At 69.3% G+C, this 16,916-nt stretch carries 14 protein-coding genes; 1 reads left to right on the top strand and 13 read right to left on the bottom strand.

Annotated features, from left to right (window positions below; all coding sequences use genetic code 11):
- From ACSVC7_RS22190 to ACSVC7_RS22140, 11 genes are all read right to left on the bottom strand, one after another.
- The gene (locus ACSVC7_RS22190; RefSeq protein ID WP_448206776.1) at positions 1-441 is read right to left on the bottom strand and encodes an SRPBCC family protein; all 441 of its coding nucleotides are present in this window, start codon (positions 439-441) and stop codon (positions 1-3) included.
- Between the two features lie 15 nt (positions 442-456).
- On the bottom strand, positions 457-2,145 hold the full coding sequence (locus ACSVC7_RS22185) for a flotillin family protein (RefSeq protein WP_448206777.1): 1,689 nt from the start codon (positions 2,143-2,145) through the stop codon (positions 457-459).
- A 16-nt stretch (positions 2,146-2,161) separates the two neighbouring features.
- Entirely contained in the window at positions 2,162-3,004 is an 843-nt protein-coding gene (locus ACSVC7_RS22180; protein ID WP_448206778.1) for a phosphoenolpyruvate hydrolase family protein, read from the bottom strand.
- A 160-nt stretch (positions 3,005-3,164) separates the two neighbouring features.
- Positions 3,165-5,342, bottom strand: a complete 2,178-nt coding sequence (locus ACSVC7_RS22175; protein WP_448206779.1) for an ABC transporter permease — start codon at positions 5,340-5,342, stop codon at positions 3,165-3,167.
- Positions 5,335-6,114 carry an ABC transporter ATP-binding protein gene (locus tag ACSVC7_RS22170; RefSeq protein WP_448206780.1) on the bottom strand — a complete coding sequence of 260 codons (780 nt, stop codon included), beginning with the start codon at positions 6,112-6,114 and terminating at the stop codon, positions 5,335-5,337. The genes ACSVC7_RS22175 and ACSVC7_RS22170 overlap by 8 nt, the downstream gene beginning before the upstream one ends.
- A 111-nt stretch (positions 6,115-6,225) precedes the next feature.
- A complete protein-coding gene (locus tag ACSVC7_RS22165; protein ID WP_448206781.1) occupies positions 6,226-7,461 on the bottom strand; it encodes an ABC transporter substrate-binding protein in 1,236 nt (411 codons plus the stop codon).
- Between the two features lie 47 nt (positions 7,462-7,508).
- Positions 7,509-8,537 (bottom strand): branched-chain amino acid ABC transporter permease, encoded by a 1,029-nt coding sequence (locus tag ACSVC7_RS22160; protein WP_448206782.1) that lies wholly within the window; start codon positions 8,535-8,537, stop codon positions 7,509-7,511.
- Positions 8,534-9,400 (bottom strand): branched-chain amino acid ABC transporter permease, encoded by an 867-nt coding sequence (locus tag ACSVC7_RS22155; protein ID WP_448206783.1) that lies wholly within the window; start codon positions 9,398-9,400, stop codon positions 8,534-8,536. The genes ACSVC7_RS22160 and ACSVC7_RS22155 overlap by 4 nt, the downstream gene beginning before the upstream one ends.
- 151 nt (positions 9,401-9,551) lie before the next feature.
- Positions 9,552-10,841: a metal-dependent hydrolase family protein gene (locus tag ACSVC7_RS22150; RefSeq protein ID WP_448206784.1), complete on the bottom strand. Its 1,290-nt coding sequence runs from the start codon at positions 10,839-10,841 to the stop codon at positions 9,552-9,554.
- A 94-nt stretch (positions 10,842-10,935) separates the two neighbouring features.
- Positions 10,936-11,715: an alpha/beta fold hydrolase gene (locus ACSVC7_RS22145; RefSeq protein ID WP_448206785.1), complete on the bottom strand. Its 780-nt coding sequence runs from the start codon at positions 11,713-11,715 to the stop codon at positions 10,936-10,938.
- Positions 11,716-11,719: 4 nt separating this feature from the next.
- On the bottom strand, positions 11,720-12,607 hold the full coding sequence (locus ACSVC7_RS22140; protein ID WP_448206786.1) for a fumarylacetoacetate hydrolase family protein: 888 nt from the start codon (positions 12,605-12,607) through the stop codon (positions 11,720-11,722).
- Between the two features lie 229 nt (positions 12,608-12,836).
- Here ACSVC7_RS22140 and ACSVC7_RS22135 point away from each other — a divergent pair, with 229 nt between their 5' ends.
- Positions 12,837-13,586 carry a FadR/GntR family transcriptional regulator gene (locus ACSVC7_RS22135; RefSeq protein ID WP_448206787.1) on the top strand — a complete coding sequence of 250 codons (750 nt, stop codon included), beginning with the start codon at positions 12,837-12,839 and terminating at the stop codon, positions 13,584-13,586.
- 15 nt (positions 13,587-13,601) lie between these two features.
- Here the strand turns inward: ACSVC7_RS22135 and ACSVC7_RS22130 are convergent, their stop codons facing one another.
- Together ACSVC7_RS22130 and ACSVC7_RS22125 are read right to left on the bottom strand one after the other, a co-directional pair.
- Positions 13,602-14,492: an AEC family transporter gene (locus ACSVC7_RS22130; protein WP_448206788.1), complete on the bottom strand. Its 891-nt coding sequence runs from the start codon at positions 14,490-14,492 to the stop codon at positions 13,602-13,604.
- A gap of 678 nt (positions 14,493-15,170) precedes the next feature.
- Positions 15,171-15,977: a hypothetical protein gene (locus ACSVC7_RS22125; protein ID WP_448206789.1), complete on the bottom strand. Its 807-nt coding sequence runs from the start codon at positions 15,975-15,977 to the stop codon at positions 15,171-15,173.
- Positions 15,978-16,916 lie beyond the last annotated feature (939 nt).

Raw genomic sequence — 16,916 nt, 5'->3', positions numbered from 1 at the left:
TCAGGCGCGCCTCATCCGGTCCTTCAGCGCGTCGAAGGCCGACTGGAAGACGCCCTGCCCGATCAGCTCCACCAGTTCCCGTTCCCGGCCGGGATCGCAGTCGAACTCCGCCGACCATTCCGCGAAGCAGCGGTCGCCGTCGGTGATCGGGGTCAGCTTCAAGGTGGCGATGTAGTCGCGCACGCCCATGGGGCTTTCCAGGATCGAGTAGCTGCACTGGAAATCATAGTCGGACAGGGCCAGCAGCTTCTCCCGGATCACGCCGCCGTCCTTCAGGCGGAAGTTCCGGATGCAGCCGACGCGGTCGGACGGCTGGCCCCCTTCGATCCGGCTTTCGGCGCAGAAGGGCGTCCAGTTCGGCAGCCCGTTGAAGTCGCGCACCGTCGCCCAGACCCGATCCGCCGGGGCGTCGATGACGCTGGAAGTGTAGACTTTCACCATGGCTCCAGCCTCCCCTTAATGCTTCGTGCCGTCTTCCGGTTCGGCGAGCGCGCGGTGGCCGAGGCCGCCGGTCAGCTTGTTGATGTCCACGCCCTCGATGCCGATCTCGCGCAGCAGCTGGTCCACCAGCGGCGCCTGGGCGCGGTAGCGGAGTGCGGAGTTGACCACCGAATCCGCGATGCCGGTTCCGTTGCTGTCGCCGTTGGCGTGGTGGCCGTTCATGCCAAGCCCGTCCACATGCAGGATCTTGATGCCCTCGATCCGCTCCATGGGGCGGACGCTCTCGCGGATGATGGCCTCCAGCTTGTCGATCAGCTTCAGCCGCATGGCGGAAGCGCGGGAGTCCGGCGTCAGCACGTTCTGCGCCTCGTTCATCTGGCGGGCGCCCTCCGCCTCGATCTCGTAGCGCAGGCGGGCGGCCAGCGCGCGGATCTTGTCGGCCTCGGCCTCCGCGTCGGCGGCGATGCGCGCGGCCTCGGCGCGGTCCATGGCGGCGAGCCGTTCGGCCTCGGCTTCCGTGCGCAGGCGGACGGCGTCGCGCTGGGCTTCCTGGGCGGCGGCGATCAGTTCGATCTGCTTGCGGCGTTCGGCCTGCTCGATCTCGCGGGCGGAGAAAACCTTTTCCTCCGCCGCAACGGCCAGCGCGCGGGCCTCCTCGGCGCGGGCCAGCGCTTCGGACTGGGCGCGGGACTGCTCGGCGATGGCGATCTGGCGCTCCTGCTCCGCCAGTTCCAGAGACTTGCGGCGTTCCACCTCCAGCCGCTGCACCTCGCGTTCGCGGGTGATGCGCTCCTCCTCCAGGCGGCGTTCGGTCTGGATGCGGATGCGTTCCACCTGCTCGCGGGCGGTGAGCTGCGCTTCCTCGGCGGTGCGGTCCTGCTCGGCCCGTTCGCGGGCGAGTTCGGCGCGCTGCATGGCGCGGCGGATTTCCAGCTCGCGTTCCTGCGACAGGCGGGCGTATTCAGACTCCCGCTCGATCTCCAGCATCAGCTTTTCGGCCTCCAGGTTCTTGTTGCGGATCTGGATGGCCGTGTCCTGCTCGATGTCGTTGCGCACCTTCTTGCGCTGCTCGATCTCCTGCGTCAGGCGGGTCAGGCCCTCCGCGTCGAAGGCGTTGGACGGGTTGAAATACTCCATCGGCGTCTGGTCGAGGCTGGTCAGCGACACGCTTTCCAGCTCCAGCCCGTTCAGGGCGAGGTCTTCGGCGACTGAGGCGCGGACGCGCTTCACATAGTCGCCGCGCCGGACATGCATCTCCTCCATGCTCATCTCGGCGGCGATGGCGCGCAGCGCGTCGACGAAGCGGCCCTCCACCAGCTCCTTCAGCCCCTCCGCCTTCATGGTGCGGGAGCCGAGAGTCTGGGCGGCGATGGATATCGCCTCCGGGTTCGGGGCGACGCGGGCGTAGAATTCCGCCACCACGTCCACGCGCATGCGGTCGCGGGTGATCAGCGCCTGCTCCCGCGCGCGGCGCACCTCCAGCCGCAGGGTGGACATGTTGACGGGCGTCAGGTCGTGGATGATCGGCAGCACGATGGCGCCGCCGTTCACCACCACCCGCTGCCCGCCGAGGCCGGTGCGCACGAAGCTCACCTCCTTCGTGGAGCGGCGGTAGAAGAAGTAGAGGAAGTAGGCCACGACCGCCACGACGATGGCGATGACGACCAGCCAGGCGATCAGCGCACCGATCGTTTCTCCGGACATGGGGGTTCCCTCCCTGTTACGCGCGCGCCTTGCGCTTTATCGTCGTGAAGGCCCGCGTCTGTTCGGTCAGCGCGGATTCCACCGGCAGGCGTTCCATGGATGAGGCGCCGTAAAAGCCGTCGCACTCCGGGCAGCGGTCCAGGATGAAGGCCGCGTCGTCGGGCATGCTGATCGGGCCGCCGTGGCACAGCGCGATCACGTCCCCGCGCACCCGTTTGGCGGCGGCGATCCAGCCGTTGATGTCCGCCGCGCATTGCTCCAGCGTCTTCGCGGTCTCCGCCCCGATGCTGCCGCCGGTGGTCAGGCCCATGTGGCAGACGATGACGTCCGCCCCGGCCTCCGCCATCGCCTCCGCCTCCCCTTCGGAGAAGACGTAGGGGGTGGTCAGCAGGTCCAGCTCATGGGCCGCGCGGATCATGTCCACCTCCAGCCCGTAACCCATGCCCGTCTCCTCCAGGTTCGCCCGGAAAGTGCCGTCGATCAGCCCGATGGTCGGGAAGTTCTGCACGCCGGAAAAGCCCAGATCGGCGAGATGCCGCAGGAAACGGTCGCGGATCAGGAAGGGGTCGGTGCCGTTGACGCCGGCCAGCACCGGCGTGCGCATCACGACCGGCAGCACCTCCCGCGCCATCTCCACGACGATCTTGTTGGCGTTGCCGTAGGCGAGCAGCCCGGCCAGCGACCCCCGCCCGGCCATGCGGTAGCGGCCGGAGTTGTAGATGACGATCAGGTCGATCCCCCCGGCCTCCTCGCATTTGGCCGACAGGCCCGTCCCCGCCCCGCCGCCGACGATGGGCTCCCCCCGCGCGATCTTGGCGCGCAGGGATTCAAGGATGGTCTGGCGGGCTATGCGTGGCATGACAGTCTCCTGGCGTTCACTCCCTCTCCCCTCCGGGGAGAGGGTTGGGGTGAGGGGGTCCCGCATTGCCTGCGCTTTCCGTCCCCCGTGAACCCCCTCACCCGGCCCTGCGGGCCACCCTCTCCCCAGAGGGGAGAGGGAAAGCCGGTGCATCGCGGCCTCATCCCATCACCTCCCCGAAGGCCTTCACCAGGGCGTCCGCGAAGGCCGGGTCGTTGATGGGATGAGGCAGGCGGATCAGCTTGCGGTTCGGGGCCGGGCGCACGGTCTCCTCCAGCGCGCGGAACAGGGCGGCGTCGGCGGCGGGGTCGTGGAAGGGCTTGCCCGGCGCGTCGATCAGCGACACCCCACCCTCCGGGATCAGGAAGCGCACGGGGCCGTCCATGCGGTTCAGCTTCTCCCCGATCCAGCGGCCCATGCGGGCGTTTTCCTCCGCCGTGGTGCGCATCAGCGTCACCTGCGGGTTGTGCCGGTAGAGGGTGCGGTTCTTGTACGGGGCCGGCACCGTATCGATGGGTCCCCAGTTCACCATGTCCAGCGCCCCGCAGGAGCCGACATAGGGCACGCGGGTGCGGATGATCGCATCGAGCCGCCCCTCCCCCGCGCTCATCACCCCGCCCATCAGGAGGTCGGCGACCTCCGTCGTCGTCACGTCGATGACGCCGGCCAGCAGGCGGGAGTCCACCAGCTTTTCCATCGACTGCCCGCCGGTGCCCGTGGCGTGGAAGACCAGTCCGTCGTAGCGCTCCTCCAGCGCCCGCTGGACCATCTGCACGCAGGGCGTGGTGACGCCGAACATGGTCAGGCCGACGGCGGGCTTGTCGGCCATGACGGCGCGCGGGCGGTGGGCGATCATGCCGGCCAGCGCGTGGGCGGCGTTGGACAGCACCTGTTCGGAGATGCGGTTGATCCCCTGCACGTCGGTGACGGAGTGCATCATGCAGATGTCCGACGGCCCGACATAGCCCTTCACGTCGCCGCTGGCGACGGTGGAAACCATCACCTTCGGCAGGCCGACCGCCAGCCGCCGCATGGCCGGCGTGGCGAGCGCCGTCGCACCCGACCCGCCGGCGGAGATCAGCCCGCCCACGTCGCGGCGCGTCAGGATGAAGCGCTCGAACGCCTCCGCCATCGCTGCGACCGACGTGCCCCGGTCGCCGGTGAAGACCGCCGACGCTCCCTTCGGATGACAGCGCGCGACCTCCTGCGGGCCGATGTCGGCGGGGCTCGGCCGGCCGGAGGTGGACAGGTCCACGGTGACGGTGCTCAGCCCCAGCTTTTCGATGCGGTTCTTCAGGAAGAACAGCTCCTTCGCCTTGGTGTCGAAGGTGCCGGCGATGTAGGCGGCGCGCCCGATGGTCTGCGCCACCGGAACCACCATCTCGCGCGGGGCGGCGTCCTCCAGGACCGGAGCGGCCACGGGTTCGGGCGCGGCGCGCGGCGCGGTCCGGCCGCCGGAACTCCAGCGCGTCGGCGCACGGGCGATGCTGTACACGGGCGCTTCGGCGGGCAGGTCGATGGCCGGCACCGCTGCGATCTCCGCCGCCGCGCGGCGCACGACGAAGGAGCGCACCTCCGGTTCCGGCTCGTCCGCCGGAGCGGCGGCGGTGGACACCTCGTCCTCGTGCCCGTGGCTGCCGACGCCGATCAGGCGGCGTTGCAGCTCCGGGTCGCGGGCGAGGTCGGCGGAGGGAAGCTCGCGGGCGATGCGGCCGTTGACCATCACGGCGACGCGGGAGGCCACGTCGAGCGCCACGCCCAGATTCTGCTCCACCAGCAGCACGCTGATTTCCGCTTCGCCGCCCAGGCGCTTCAGCATGGCGGCGACCTGCTCGACGATCACGGGGGCGAGGCCCTCCGTCGGTTCGTCCATGATCAGCAGCTTCGGGTTCGCCAGCAGCGCCCGCCCGATGGCGAGCATCTGCTGTTCGCCGCCTGAGAGCTGCCCGCCGCCGTTGTTGCGGCGTTCCTTCAGGCGCGGGAAGGCGTCGTAGACACGCTCCACCGTCCAGGGTCCCTTCGGCCCGGCGGCCAGCCGCAGATGCTCGTCCACGCTCAGCGACGGCCACACCCGGCGGCCCTGCGGGACATAGCCGACGCCGTGCGCCACCACGTCGTTGGGGGCGAGGCCCAGGATTTCCCGGCCCAGCACCCGCACCGATCCGCGCTGCGCCCGCACCATGCCCATGACGGCGTTGCACAGCGTGGTCTTGCCCATGCCGTTGCGCCCGACCACCGCCAGAACGCCGCCGCCCAGCCCCAGCGTCACCCCTTGCAGCGCGTGCGACTGGCCGTAATAGACGTGCAGGTCGGAGACCTGGAGGACGGGCTCAGCCATGCCGGCCTCCCAGGTAGATCTTCTGCACTTCGGGATCCGTCTCGATGTCGGCTGGCAGGCCGTGCTTGAAGACGCGGCCCTGGTGCATGACGGTCACCGTCCCGGCCACCTGCAAGGCCACGGCGAGGTCGTGTTCGATGATGATGAAGCCGATGTGGGCGGGCAGAGCTTTCAGGATGTCCACCAGCTCGCGCCGCTCCGCCGGGCTGAGGCCGGCGGCGGGCTCGTCGAACAGGATGAAGCGCGGGGCGCCGGCCAGCGCCATGCCGATCTCCAGCTGCCGCTGCTGCCCGTGCGACAGCTCCGACACCGGGCGGTCGGCGACCTCCTCCAGGTGGATGGCGTGGGCGAGTTGGCGCGCGGCTTGGCGGGCCGGATGGTCCTCGCCCGGCCGCAGCAGGCTCATCCGCCGCCGCCCCACCCCGCGCACGGCGAGATACAGGTTGTCGATCACCGGTAGCCCCCGGAACAGCTGGGAGTTCTGGTAGGTCCGGCGCAGGCCCCGCCGGATCCGCTCAAAGGGCGGCAGTTCGGTGATGTCCTCCCCAAAGAAGCGGATGCGCCCGTTCGACGGCGGGAAGTCGCCGGTGATCGTGTTGAACAGCGTCGTCTTCCCCGCCCCGTTGGAGCCGAGGATGGCCCGCCGCTCCCCCGCCGTGACGGACAGCGTGACGTTGTCCACCGCCAGCAGCGCGCCGAACACCCGGCTGACCCCGGTCAGTTCCAGCGCGTTGGCGGAGGCGACGGATTTGAGGCGTTCGGCGCGTTGCATTTACGTCCTCGCGTGGAGCCCCCTCCCCAACCCTCCCCCGCTTCGCGGGAGAGGGAGCTTGAAGCCCCTCCACCGCAACGCGGGGGAGGGTTGGGGAGGGGGCGAAGGCGCCTACCGGCACTCCGGATTGTCGCGGCTGGCGGGGCCGAGCTTCATGAACTCCGCCTCGTCCATGCCCATGGTCTGGGTCACCTGCGGGATGACCTTGATCACCTTGTTCGCCAGCGTGTTGTTCGGGCCTTCGACCACCTCCGTCAGGAAGATGTCGGCGACGGCCTGCCGGTTCTTGTCCAGGCTGACCTTGCCCGTCGGCGTGTCGAGCGTCAGCTTGGACAGCGCCGCCTGGAAAGCCTTTTCACCGCTGCTCAGGTCGCCCTTCACCTCGTTCAGACCGGCGACCATCGCCTTGCCGGCCAGATAGTAGGCGTGGGCGAACAGCGAGGGCGACGGCAGCCCGTCCGGGAAGGCCTTCTTGTAGTCGGCGACGAACTGCTTCCACTTGGGATCGTCCCAGGTGTCGGCGATGGGGCCGGCGGACGGCGTGCCGATCAGGTAGCTGCGCCGCTTGCCCTTGGCGCCCAGCACCGTCTGGTCCACGGTGATGGAGCCGGCGATCATCGGCTTGGACCCGCCGTTCTGCTCGTACTGCGTCAGGAAGTTGGTGGCGTCGGCCCCGCCCAGCGCCACGTAGATCGCGTCGATGTTGTCCGGAAGCTTCGCGATGATGGAGGAGAAGTCCTTGTTGCCGATGGGCACCCAGAACTTGTCCACGACCTTGCCGCCCGCCTTGCAGTATTCGAGCATGAAGCCCATCACCTGGCTGTACGGGAAGCCGTAGTCCTCGGCCACGGTGACGACGCGCTTGTACCCCTTGGTCTTGTAGCTGTAGTCGCCGAGCCCCGCCGCCCACTGCACGCCGTCGGTGTTGAAGCGGTAGAAGTTGGGCGCCGGGTTGCGCAGCGTGGTGTCCTGCGCGGCGGACGAGCCGTTGATGAAGGTCACCTCCGGGTGCGTCTTGGCGAAGTCGCGCATGGCGACCCCCTCGTCGCCGGACAGCGGGCCGACCAGGATGTCGACCTTGTCCTGCTCCACCAGCTTGCGGGCGGCGCGGATGGCGCTGTCCGGCGTGGCGTCGGAGGAGCCCTTGACCAGCTCGATCTTCTTGCCGCCGGCGGTGTTGTTCGCTTCCTTCAGGGCCAGCTCCAGCCCGCGCAGGCCGTCCTGACCCAGCACGGTGAAGGCGCCCTCCAGCGTGGCGAGGCCGCCGACCTTGATGCTGTCGGCCGCCCAGGCGGGGATCGCGGACAGGCCGGCGAGCATCGTCGCGGCCAGGAAAGCACCCTTCACGCTCCGCATCCCCCTCGTGCTCCGCACCATCATTCCCTCCCTGACGATTATCGTTGTGTGGATGCGCCTTCGGACCTCCGCCGGGTCAGCCGCTGCCACAGCCCGACCAGCCCGTCGGGCGACGCCAGCACGATGACGAGGAAGGCCACCCCGATGACGAGGTTGAACCGCTCGGGGTCGATCAGGTCGATCGCGAAGTTCTGCAACAGGATGAAGACCAGCGCCCCGACATAGGGGCCGACCGGGTGCGCCATGCCGCCCAGCACCGCCATGACCAGCACGTTGATGCAGGGGCCGGCGGCGATGGAGCCCGGCGAGATGCGCCCGTTGAACCACGCCAGCAGCAGCCCGCCGATGGCCGCCAGCAGCCCGGACATGGCGTAGGCGGCGACCCGGTGGGCGTACACGTTGAAGCCGATGGCCCGCATGCGCCGGGGATTGTCGCGCACCGCCTGCAAGGCCAGCCCGAAGGTGGAGCGCGTGACGTAGACGACGCCGGCGTAGGCTCCCGCCGCGAAGGCGAGGCACAGATAGTAGAAGGGCAGCGGCGCCCGCAGGTCGAGGCCGAAGAGGCTCGGCGGCTTCAGGCCGGCGAAGCCCGCGAAGCCGTTGAACACCGCGTAGTTCTGCCGGCAGAACAGCGAGAAGGCCACCGCGATCGCCAGGGTGATCATGATGGTGTAGATGCCCTCGGTCCGTGCAGCCAGCATGCCGGTGACGGTGGCGAAGGCCGTGGCGATCAGCAGCGCGACCGGGATGGCCGCCCACCATTCCCAGCCCAGCGAGAGGTCCGGCCGGTTCGACACACCGAACACCGCGACCATGTAGGCCGACGCACCGGCGAAGGTCAGCTGCGCCAGACTGACCATGCCGCCATAGCCGCCCAGCCACATCAGCGACAGCGCGATGGTGCCCATGAACAGCGTCTGCGCGCCGATCTGCACGATCCAGAAGTCGCTCGCCATCAGCGGGTAGGCGAGCAGCGCCAGCACCAGCAGCCCGTATTTCACGATGCGCCCGTGAAGCGCGGCGTTGGCCGGCGTGCGAAGTGCGGTGTCCTGGATGGCGATGGTCATACCCGGCGCCCCATCAGCCCTTGCGGCCGCAACGCCAGCGCCGCGACCAGGATCAGGAAGGTGTAGACCGCCCCGTAGGTGGGGGAGTAGGCGAGCCCGTACTGCTCGGCCAGCCCGATGATCAGCGCGCCGACGGCCGCCCCCGTGATGCTGCCCAGCCCCCCGACGATCACCACGATCAGCGAGGCCAGCAGGTAGCGCACGTCCTCGCCCGGCGCGATGGACAGGGCGGTGCCACCGACCACCCCGGCGAAGCCGGCGAGCCCGGCCCCGACCATGAAGGTGATGGCGAAAACCCGCTGCACGTTGACGCCGCTCGCCGCCAGCATGGCGCGGTCGTCCACCCCGGCGCGGATCATCATCCCGACCTTGGTCCGGTTCAGGAACAGCCACAACCCGACCCCGATAGCCGCCGCCGCCGCCAGCAGCGTGATGCGGTAGCTGGGGTAGCGCCAGTTCGGCGTGAAGGGCAGTGCCAGCGACCCGTCGATGACCTCCGGCGGCGTGAACTGGTAGGTCTCCCCACCCCAGAACCACAGGATCAGGTCGGCCAGCACGATGGAGATCCCGATGGTCACCATGGTCTGGCGCAGGTCCTGCCCCTCCATCCGGCGGAAGATCAGCAATTGCAGGGCCAGCCCCAGCACGGCGGTCGCCGCGAAGCCCGCCGCCACGCCCAGCAGCCAGTATTCGGTCCGGTCCGCCACCGTCCAGCCGACATAGGCGCCCAGCAGATAGAGCGCCCCATGCGCGAGGTTGACGTTGCGCATCAGCCCGAACACGAGCGTGAAGCCGCTGGCGACCAGGAAGTACAGCGCCCCGAGGGTAAGGCCGTTGAGGGTGGTGAGGATGAATTGCTTCATCGCCCGCACTCCCATACTCCCTCTCCCCTCCGGGGAGAGGGTTGGGGTGAGGGGGGTGCGCTTTTGCCGGACGTACCGCCATGCGCACCCCCCTCACCCTGCCCTCTCCCCGGAGGGGAGAGGGTTCTGGCGCGCAGTGCGGGAGTCGCCCTCACGCCACCACCCCCACGCCGTACCGGCTGCGCTGCGGGGCCATATCCGGGGCCTTGTGGAACTCGCCGTCCTTCATGACGAACAGCAGGCGGGAGCGGTCCTGGAGGATGCGGATGTTCGACACCGGGTCGCCGTCCACCAGGATCAGGTCGGCGAGGTAGCCTTCCCGGATCTGCCCCAGCTCGCCGCCGCGCCCCATGATCTCGCCGCCCCACTTCGTCGTCGAGACGATGGCCTCCATGGGCGAGAAGCCGCAGTGGTCGACGAAGTACTCCAGGTCCTTGGCGTTGGTGCCGTGCGGGATCCATGCGAAGCCGTAGTCGCCGCCGGGCAGCACGCGGATGCCGCGCTTCAGCATCTTGCGCATGGTCTCGCAGGCGATTTCCGCCTCGCGCTGGTACTTGATGGCGAGCGGGCTGTCCGGCTTGATGCCCCAGGCCGCCGCGTCGCGCCCGGTGCGGAACAGCCAGGCGAGCGCCGGCGCCACGAAATGCCTATCTTTGGCGGCCTCCAGCATGTCCAGCGCCTCCTCGTCGGCGTAGGAGGCGTGATAGATGATGTCCACCCCGTGCCGGACGCACATCTTCACCGATTCGGCGGAGCGCGCGTGGGCGCACACCCGCCGGCCGCGCCGGTGCGCCTCGCTCACGGCCATGGCGACCTCGTCGTCGCACATCGGCGTTTCCTCCGCCGCCACGCCCGCGATCTCCTCGCCGGAGATGTTCAGCTTCAGCAGGTCCACGCCGTACTTGATGAACATGCGCACGGCGCGCCGCATGTCCTCCGGCCCGGTCACCACCCAGCCGAAGCTGAGTTCCGGTGCGGGAATGTGCGGGGGCGAGGTGTCGCCGAGCCCACCGGTCGTCGCGATCTCCTGCCCGTTGGCGAGGTAACGGGGGCCGGGGATCAGGCCGCTGTTGATGGCGTTGCGGATCACCACGTCCAGCCGCGGCTTGGCCGCCGCCGCCCCGACGCAGGAGGTGAAACCGGCGTCGATGTAGGTCTTCGCCACCTTGGCGGCCCACAGCGTGTGCTCTTCCGGCGGCATGCGCTGGATGGATTCCAGGTCGGGCTGGTCATTCCAGGAAAAGTGGGTGTGCGCCTCCGTCATGCCGGGCATCAGCGTGGCGCCGGCCCCGTCGATGACGGTGGCGCCCACGGTCGGCAGGCTGCGCAGGCCGCGCGCCACGCGCCGGATGCGGTTGCCCTGGATCAGCACCTCGCCGGTGTAGGGATACTCGCCCGTGCCGTCGAGAATGCGCACGTTCGTGACCAGAACGTTCGCCATCGTGTCCTCCCTGAAGCGCCCCTCTGGCCGTCTGTCGCGGTCCCTGTCTTGCGGCCTTGTCTTGCGGCTTTGTCTTGGGGGGGCGGCTGAGCCGTTATCGTCCCTGAAGCGCCTCCCTCAGGATCGCCGTGCAATCGGCGGCGCGCTCCAGCGTCTGCCAGTGGCCGCAGCGGGTCAGCACCCGCACGGGTGCGGCACCGTTCATGCGGTCTGAAATCGTCCGCGCGACGGAGGCCGGGGCCACCGCGTCCTCGTCCCCCGCCACCAGCACCGTGCGCGCGCGGATGCGCGACGGATCGGCGGCCTGAGCCCCGGCCAGCGCCTCGCAAGTCTTGGCGTAGCCTTCCGGGCACTGCCGCATCAGCGACTCCCGGACGAAAGCCGCCACCGCCGGCTGGCTCGCCCGCGTGTCGGAGGACAGCGCCGCCTGCACGATGGCGTCGGCGATGGGCTGCATGCCCTCCGCCCGCGCCTTGGCGGCGCGGTCGCGCAGGCCCTGCCGCCCGGCATCGGCCGGGGCCATCAGCGGCCCGAACAGCGTCAGGGAGCGCACCAGCCCCGGATGCTCCACCGCCAGATGCTGCGCCACGATGGTGCCCAGCGAGTGGCCGACGACATGCGCCCGTTCGATCCCCAGCACGGTGCAGACCTTGACCATGGACGCGACGAACAGGCCGACGGAGAGATCCCTGTCCGGCGTCCCCGACCGGCCGGAGCCCGGCAGATCCGGCCGCACCCACCGGTACCGCCCGCCCAGCGCCATAACCTGCGGCGCGAACGTGTTCGACGTGCCGCCGAGCCCGTGGATCATCAGCACCGGGTCGCCCTGCCCGTCCACCTCGACCGCCATGCGGTCCACGGTCACGGTCGCCATGGCGTCAGCCCTCCAGCGTGTTTTCCAGCACGCCGATCCCGCCGATCTCCAGCTTCACCCGGTCGCCGGGCTTCAGGAACTTCGGCGGCGTGAAGCCCAGCCCCACCCCGGCCGGCGTGCCGGTCAGGATCAGGTCGCCGGGTTGCAGGGTGATGCCGCGCGACATCGTCTCGATCAGCGTCGGCACGTCGAAGATCAGGTCGCGGGTGTTGGAATTCTGCCGAAGCTCCCCGTTCACCCAGGTCCGCACCGGCGTATCGGACAGGTCGATCTCGTCCGCCGTGACGATCCAGGGGCCGAGCGGGCAGAAGCCGTCCAGCGACTTGCCGAGGAACCACTGCTTGTGGCGGGCCTGGATGTCGCGCGCCGTCACGTCGTTGGCGATGGTGTAGCCGAAGACGTGGTCCATAGCCTGCGCCTTCGGGATGTCGCGCCCGGCCCGGCCGATCACCACGACCAGTTCCACCTCGTAGTCGATCTGGTCGCTGACGCCGTGCGGGTAGCGGATGGGGGCGCCGGGGCCGATCACCGTCTCCGGCAGCTTCGTGAAGATGATCGGGTGTTCGGGAACGGCGTCCTTGGCCGATGACGCGCTGCTGTCGAAGCCCGACCGCGTGAACTCGTGCGCGTGGTCGTGATAGTTCTTGCCGACGCACATCAGGTTGCGCCGGGGAAGCGGGATCGGAGCCAGAAGCTCCACCCGCGACAGCGGGATGCCGTCGCCTTTGGGGCGCAGGCCGTCGCGCAGATCGCGCCAGCCGCGGATCACCTCGACCATGCCGAAGGGGCGCTGTGCCCAGGCCGGCGGTTCGACCGGCCATATCCGTCCCTGTTCCGCGTCCACCAGCGCGACCTGCGCGCCTTCCTCCCTGCGGATCGTCGCCAGCTTCATGTCTGGTCCTTTTTCGGGCTTTGTGGGGGGGTGAACCTTATCGGTATAAAATTGCCTCACCACTGGTTCATCGTGACCCAAGCAAGTCCGTGTCGTCAATAATCCGTGTGGCTGATTATTGATGTACCAATGTAGTGTCTTGGCGCGGCGGGCCGGCGGACCTTATGGTTCGTGATTGGTGCCACCGCCTGAGCGGACGCACCAGCGTCGCGACCGGAGGACCGGCCCCATGTCCCTGCCGATGTCGAAGCCGCAGCCCGTTTCCGCCCCGAAGCCGCCCGACACGCTCGGCCGCGCGCGGATCGCCTACGACCATCTGCAACGCGCCATCGCCAGCGGCCTGTGGCGCCCCGGCGAACAGCTGCCGACCGAACGGAGGCTGGCGGAATCCCTGGGGCTGGCGCGCAACACGGTGCGCCGCGCGCTCGACATGCTGGAGGCGGAAGGCCGGATCGCCCGTGGCGTCGGGCGCGGCACCTTCCTGGTGGAGATGGACGGGCCGGCGGGGCTCGACGGCGGCGCCCCGCTGTTTCCCGCCGCTATCATGGCCGCCATCATGAACGTCAGCCCGGCCGAGGTCATGGAGGCGCGCATCCTGCTGGAGCCGGCGGTGGCCGACCTCGCCGTCGCCCGCGCGACGCTCGCCGACTTCACGGAGATGGAACGCTGTCTGGCGGAGTCCGAGGCCGCGCGGACCGTATCGGAGTTCGAGCACTGGGACGGCGCCCTGCACCGCGCGGTGATCGCCGCCTGCCGGAACGAGCTGCTGGATGCCTTCTACGCCGTGCTGAACCGCATCCGCGACAGCGCGGAATGGACCCTGCTGAAGCAGCGCAGCCTGACGCCCGAGCGCCGCGCCCTTTACGAGACGCAGCACCGCGCCATCGTCGCCGCGCTGAAGGCCCGCGACCCGGCGGCGGCGCGCGCGACGATCCGGGCGCACCTGATCACCGTGCGCGATGCGCTGTTCACACTGTGACGGCTTCCAATCCCGTCACATCACCGCCAGCAACAGCAGCGGCAGCGTCAGGAAGGCTATGGCGGTGGAGCCCAGCACCATGCCGGCGACCTCCTCCGGCGCGTTGTTGTAGCGCAGCGCCCACAGATAGTTGAACACGGCCACCGGCATCGTGCTCTGCAGCAGCACCACGCCGCGGATCGTACCGTGCAGGCCCATGACCTGCGCGACGGCCAGCCCCGCGCCGAAGCCCAACAGGATTCGCATTGCCGACATGCCCAGCGACCGCGCGATTCCCCGCATTCTCAGCCCCGCCAGCGCAACGCCCAGGGAGAACAGCATCAGCGGCACCGCGCAGTTGCCCAGCAGCGTCGTGGTGTTGGACACCCACTGCGGCGGTCGGACCCCCGTCAGCAGCACCAGGACCGCCAGAACCACGGCGTAGATCACCGGCGTGCGCAGCACTTGCTTGAGATTCGTCGTCCCGGCGGCGAGCGCCGGCCCGATGGTGAACTGAAGCACCGCCAGCGCCGCGAAGAACAGCACGGCCAGCCCCAACCCGGTCTCGCCGAAAGCAAAAAGGCACACGGGGATCCCCATGTTGCCGCCATTCGGGAAGCTCAGCGCCGGCAGATAAACCCGCAGCGGCAGCCGGAAGGCCAGCAGCACGGGCGTCGCCAGCAGCCCCGCCAGAAACATGCAGCCGACCGAGGCGAGCGCCATGGTCAGCAGTTCCTCCCCGCCGATCGTCAGCCGCACCAGCGAGGCGAAGACGAGGCACGGGGTCGAGACGTTGATGGCGAAGGTGGTGATGAAGGCGCTGTCGTAAGGAAGCTTGGCGCGGCTCCACCCGTAGCCGAGGGCGGCGATGAGAAAGACCGGCACCACGACGGCGGCGATGCCGGAGAGCGGGGCGAGAAAGTCCATGGTCGGGTGGCGTCCGGGGTTCGCGGCGGAAGGGCGGGCGGGGAAGCGGATGGCCCCCTCCCCCGGTCCGGCTCCACTACAGGGGCGAACGCGCCGCCCTTCAACGCCAAACTGCGTGGGGCGACCTCTGTCCGGACCTTCGGTGCGCGAGGCTGCGACGTCACGGGTTCCGGTGCCGGAAGGGCGACCGGCCGGGCGGCCACCCGGATGGCCATGTCCATCTGGCGGCGGGCGGCTTCCGCCTCCCGCTCTTTTTGAAGGCGGCGGAAGGCGATCTCGCGGGCGCGGAATTGCTGCTCCTGCCGCAGGGTGACCGCCAGACGCCGCAGGGCGGCCGTGCGCGCCTGACTGTCCGTCATGGCTTGGCCGGCGGCGGCCCGGAAGTCGCCCACGGTCGGAAAGCGCCGGAAACCCGAGCGGAAGGACGACCAGACGCCCCGGAAGCCGGCGATCCATTCCTCCGCCGGCCAGCCGGCCATCTCCAGCACGTCCGCCTCAAGCACGTCGGCGTCCGGCAGTTCCAGCCCGAAGCGCGCGGCCAGCTTCTCGATGCCGGTCAGCACATTCGCGACCCCAATGGGCGGCGAGGCGGCGTCCAGCGCCGCTTCGACCTGTTCGGCCAGCGCGCCGATCTCCTCCGGAGGGCGGTCGCCGATCTCGAACCGCAGGTCGGCCCGGTCAAGCCGGGCGAGCGAGACGATCGCGGAGGGCAGCGAGCACGTCGGCGTTGCGGGAAGCCAGGGCGCCTCCCCGCTGATCGGATCCGGAAGACTTGGAAAAGGAACGATGGCGGCGGTCATTCTGGTCGCTCCGGTTGGAGGGGCGGCGTTCGGCGGCGGGCAGGCGGGCGGTGTCGGCGGTGTCCGGGGTGACGGGGGCCGGCGTTTCGGCAGGGGCGACCAGCTCGCGGGCAACCCACTTGCGCCAGGCGGCGCTGGGATCGGCTGGCCGGTAACCGTTGCGGGCGTGGGCCTTCCGGCACCAGGTCACGAACTTCCGGGTCACAGCCGCCGGTTCAACCTCCGGCCGGGTTTCCGTTGCCCAGACGAGGTCTTCGGCGGTCGGCTGCCAATCCTCGTTCAGCGGATCGCTCTCTCCCGCCCGTCGGGAGGAGGAGTTTTGAGAGTCAGGATTCAAGAGATTCCCAGTCCTTAGGAGTCCGTCAGCCGGCTGACACATCCCGTCGACGGATCGACCGGAGGAGTCGGCGGCCCCAACTCCGGCCAGGGCGTAGACCATGCCCCGGAAGCCGCGCTTGCGGCGCGTCTCCACCAGCGCGACCTCCGGCTTCTGCAGCGTGGCCAGCACGGCGCAGAGCCACGGCCGGCTTTTTCCAAGCTCGGCGGCCAGTTCCTCCTGAACCAGATCGGCGCACACGCCGTCCACATCGGCGCGCGCGTACAGGCCGGACAAGACCGCGATTTCCGCGGCCCCCACTCCGGGCGCACCGATCCACCGCCGGTACATCACCATGTACGGCTTCATCCTGTTCCCCATGATCCAGCGCTTCGATTCCCGACGGCGGACAAAGCGGGAGCGTCAGCGGAATCGGCAATTCCGCTTGGTTTTCCGGATCCACCCTGGCATCATGGAGTCGCCAAACTGCTGATGCGGGATCCGGTTCTCCCGGTCTCCATCGGTTTTCAAGACCTCGGTCTACACAGGGGCACAGGTTTCCCGACCTGTGCCCTTCGTGTTTCCGGAGGTCGCGTCCTCCACTACGTCATCCTCGCCTCCTTCGGCGTTTTCAGTCGACACACGAGTCCCGTTCGGGCGCGGTTCGCCCGTTTCGAGGGATGTTGTCGCGCACCCCCCAGGCTGTCCACGATTCAAATGCGCGTGCTCCGGCCCGGCCGGCCGCCCTTCATCGGCGGCGAGGAGTCAGCGGAATCAACGCTTTGCCGGGCATCGGCGGAGCCGTCACGGCGGAGAAGCGTCGCCGTTCTGCCGAGAAACCGGCCTGTCCACGTCGCCGTTCTGCCGAAAGATTCCTCAGGGTCCCAAGCGCCGGACTCCGGCAAATGTCGCCGTTCTGCCGAATAACGTGGGCTGTGACGTTCCGGTGACTCCGCAAAGGGCCGGAGAATCGGGGGAGAATCGGGGCAAAAGGGCGCCGCCCGAGTGTCGCCGTTCTGCCAATGGGGGAGTCACGGGCTGGACTCAGGCTCCCGTCGACTCCCCGAATCCCTAGGGAAACCAACGGGTTCAGGGTCTCCGGACGGCTCTTCCGGGCGGCGGACCGTCAGAACGCGGACGTTTCGGCCCCCCAGATCCGCTCCTTGATGGGTGCCCACCCCGGATCTGGCAGAACGGCGACATTCGCCGGGACGGTCACAGGGAAGCTCCCGCCGGTTCCGGGAATCTTTCGGCAGAATGGCGACGTTGGCGCCTGCGCCGTGGAACAAGCGGGGCGCATCGGGAATC

The sequence above is a fragment of the Azospirillum mesophilum genome (assembly GCF_053470405.2).
Note: the sequence above shows the minus strand (reverse complement) of the source record. Positions and strands in the feature narration are given on the sequence as shown.

What these genes read in the sequence shown, in the direction of transcription:
- ACSVC7_RS22145 (WP_448206785.1), bottom strand. Translation starts at nt 11,715, where the DNA reads ATGGCGACCGTGACCGTGGACCGCATGGCGGTCGAGGTGGACGGGCAG.
- ACSVC7_RS22160 (WP_448206782.1), bottom strand. Translation starts at nt 8,537, where the DNA reads ATGACCATCGCCATCCAGGACACCGCACTTCGCACGCCGGCCAACGCC.
- ACSVC7_RS22125 (WP_448206789.1), bottom strand. Translation starts at nt 15,977, where the DNA reads ATGAAGCCGTACATGGTGATGTACCGGCGGTGGATCGGTGCGCCCGGA.
- ACSVC7_RS22175 (WP_448206779.1), bottom strand. Translation starts at nt 5,342, where the DNA reads ATGGCTGAGCCCGTCCTCCAGGTCTCCGACCTGCACGTCTATTACGGC.
- ACSVC7_RS22150 (WP_448206784.1), bottom strand. Translation starts at nt 10,841, where the DNA reads ATGGCGAACGTTCTGGTCACGAACGTGCGCATTCTCGACGGCACGGGC.
- ACSVC7_RS22155 (WP_448206783.1), bottom strand. Translation starts at nt 9,400, where the DNA reads ATGAAGCAATTCATCCTCACCACCCTCAACGGCCTTACCCTCGGGGCG.
- ACSVC7_RS22130 (WP_448206788.1), bottom strand. Translation starts at nt 14,492, where the DNA reads ATGGACTTTCTCGCCCCGCTCTCCGGCATCGCCGCCGTCGTGGTGCCG.
- ACSVC7_RS22185 (WP_448206777.1), bottom strand. Translation starts at nt 2,145, where the DNA reads ATGTCCGGAGAAACGATCGGTGCGCTGATCGCCTGGCTGGTCGTCATC.
- ACSVC7_RS22170 (WP_448206780.1), bottom strand. Translation starts at nt 6,114, where the DNA reads ATGCAACGCGCCGAACGCCTCAAATCCGTCGCCTCCGCCAACGCGCTG.
- ACSVC7_RS22180 (WP_448206778.1), bottom strand. Translation starts at nt 3,004, where the DNA reads ATGCCACGCATAGCCCGCCAGACCATCCTTGAATCCCTGCGCGCCAAG.
- ACSVC7_RS22140 (WP_448206786.1), bottom strand. Translation starts at nt 12,607, where the DNA reads ATGAAGCTGGCGACGATCCGCAGGGAGGAAGGCGCGCAGGTCGCGCTG.
- ACSVC7_RS22135 (WP_448206787.1), top strand. Translation starts at nt 12,837, where the DNA reads ATGTCCCTGCCGATGTCGAAGCCGCAGCCCGTTTCCGCCCCGAAGCCG.
- ACSVC7_RS22190 (WP_448206776.1), bottom strand. Translation starts at nt 441, where the DNA reads ATGGTGAAAGTCTACACTTCCAGCGTCATCGACGCCCCGGCGGATCGG.